Annotated in this window: 2 protein-coding genes; both read left to right on the top strand. The window is 71.8% G+C overall.

Annotated elements, in window-relative coordinates; genetic code table 11:
- Positions 1-454 precede the first annotated feature (454 nt).
- Complete coding sequence (locus AC5LUJ_RS16685) at positions 455-964, top strand: GtrA family protein (RefSeq protein WP_250282405.1); 510 nt, start codon at positions 455-457, stop codon at positions 962-964.
- 533 nt (positions 965-1497) lie between these two features.
- Positions 1498-2617: Hsp70 family protein (locus AC5LUJ_RS16680; RefSeq protein WP_493465256.1), on the top strand; the 1120-nt coding region annotated here is incomplete at its 3' end.

The raw sequence follows: 2617 nt of genomic DNA, 5'->3' as shown, positions 1-2617 counted from the left end.
GCCGGCCAGGTTCAGGCCGGCCAGGTTCAGGCCGGCCAGATGCGGATACCGGCCAGGTGGCGCTGCCGGCCAGGCCGGGCCGTGTGTCGACCGGGTCGACGCTGTCCGTCAGGTGGGGCTGTCCGTCAGGCGTCAGGCCGGAACAGCATCTCGCAGGCATCACCCGCCGGGACACGGGTCATACTTACCGTGAGGAGATCGGCAACCGGGCGGCCCGCCGCATGACCCCATGGTCATGGCACTGATGGGGCATCGTGCTGACGAGGCATGGCACCGGTGGGCCGTGTACTCGGCCGGGCTACCGGCGACCGTGCTCGGGGCGCGGTCGCGGCCGTGCCCCGGCCGCCGGCAACGGCCGGGAACCCGGGGGGGTCGGATGGGTCCAGGACAGCGGTCTGTACGCTCAGCCGGTGACACAAACCGGTCAAGATCACATGAGGTGAGCGTGGCATCAATGGACGGCGGTTCCAGGCGGTCACGCTGGCAGCTACTTGTTCATGAAATGGCGAAGTTCGGTGTCGTCGGCGGCTTCTGCTACCTGGTTGACGTCCTCGTCTCCAATCTGTGCCATGGCGTTTTCGACATGGGCTGGCTCAGCGCGAAAACCGTCTCCACCATTGTGGCCGCAACCTGCGCCTACATCGGCAACCGGCACTGGTCCTTCACGCATCGCGCACGTACCGGCCTTCGGCGTGAATACACCCTCTTCGTGATCCTCAACGCCGTCGGGCTCGGGATCGCCCTGGCCTGCCTCGGGATCGCCCGCTATGTGCTGGGCCTGGACAGCGTGCTGGCCTTCAATCTGGCCGGGAACGTGGTCGGCACCGGCCTCGGCACCATCTTCCGGTTCTGGGCGTACAAGCGGTGGGTCTTCCTGCACCCGGACGACCCGAAGGCCGTGCTGCACGCCGAGACCGACGCCCGCCGCGGCCAGCGCGTACCCGAGCCGGCAGGCCGTCTGTAATCACGGGAAAGCTGCCGGTAAATACCCGGAAAGGACTGCGCCAGGATGGACGCTCCTGGTTTTCCAGCGGATTCCGTTTCTGTGACGGGCTGGCGTCGCACGACGCTTTCGCCCCTGTCCCGGCCAGGTGCGGCGGGGCCGGCCGGACGGTTCGGCTGACGCACCCCACCCTCGCTTCCCGGGCGGGCCGCCCGGGAAGGCGGCGCGGATGCCCCATCACCGCCTACCGGCGTCCAGGCGCCCTCGGGCCGGCAACCAGGAATCCGACACGCGGCGACCCTGCGTAGTATTCAGCCCAGGTTCACAGACGCACCGAGGAGGATTCGCCCCGCCTCGGACGCCGTCGGCGCAGCCACCATGCCCAGGCTGTGCCCGACGGATGCTGGCCGACGCGGGCACCGTCCGCGCGACCGGACATCCGTCGGGCATGGCCCACCCGTGACCCGGACCATGGCCGCCGCACCGGATGACGTGCCGCCGTATCCACGCGGACCGCACCAGAAGATCCGCATACCTGACCCACCGGGGGAGACGTGGCAACCGGACTGGCACTCGCGGTCGACATCGGCACCGGCTTCACCGTGGCCGCGACCGCCGTCGACGGCCGGTCGGAGCTCTTACCGCTTGGTCCGGACGGGCCGATGCCGGCCGTCGTCAGCCTGAGCCACGACGGCCGGCTGCTGACCGGCTCGGCCGCCGCCGACATCGCGGTGACGCATCCCGACCGCGCGCAGCCCTGCCCCCTGCGGGCTCTGGAGAGCACCGAGCAGGTGCGGCTCGGCGACACGGCCATCCCCACGGTCGAGCTGGTCGCCGCCGTCCTGCGCCAGGTCTCGCACGAGACGATGAGCCGTTTCCCGGGGCCGCCGCCGGCACAGGTGGTCCTCACCGCGCCGGTCCGCTGGGGTTCCGTCGAGGTCGAGCGGCTGCGGGCCGCCGCGTTCCGGGCAGGCCTGACCAGCGTCACCCTGCTCCCGGAACCGGTCGCGGCGGCCCGCTGGCAGGCCGATCCGGCCGGCTTCCCGCCGGGGACGACCGTCGCCGTCTACGATCTCGGCGCCACGAGCCTGGCGACGACCGTCCTCACCGCGGCACCTGGCGGGTTTGACATCCGCGGCGAGCCGGGCGGCAGCTCCGGCTTCGGGGGCAACACGATCGACGACATCCTGCTGCGCAGGATCGGCGAGCGGGCCACGAGGACCGACTCCCGGGCCTGGAACGCGCTGTGGGCCGACCAGAGCCCGTCCGGTCAGCGGTCGCGCGACCAGATACGCCAGCAGGTCGTCGCGGCGAAGGAGGCGCTGTCGGCCGCCACCAGCCACACCGTCCGGGCCGGCGGATCCGTGGGGGCTATCGAGCTCACCCGGGCGGACCTGGAGGCCTCGATCGAGGGCGAGCTGCGCGCCACCATGACGGAGCTGATCCGGACGGCCGAGAGCGCGGGTGTGCGGCCGGGTGGGCTCGCCGAGGTGTTCCTCGTCGGCGGGTCGACGCGGATACCGCGGATATCGGCGCTGCTGCTGGAGATGGTCGGTGTCTCACCCCGCCCGCCTCGTGACCCGCAGTACGCGGCCGTGCTGGGCGCGCTGGTCGCCGTCGGCGCGGCCAGCGGCCCCACCTCGTCGGGCCACGGGCCGGGACAGGGGCCGGGAC

It is taken from the genome of Protofrankia sp. CiP1_Cm_nod3, assembly GCF_982290655.1.
Note: the sequence above shows the minus strand (reverse complement) of the source record. Positions and strands in the feature narration are given on the sequence as shown.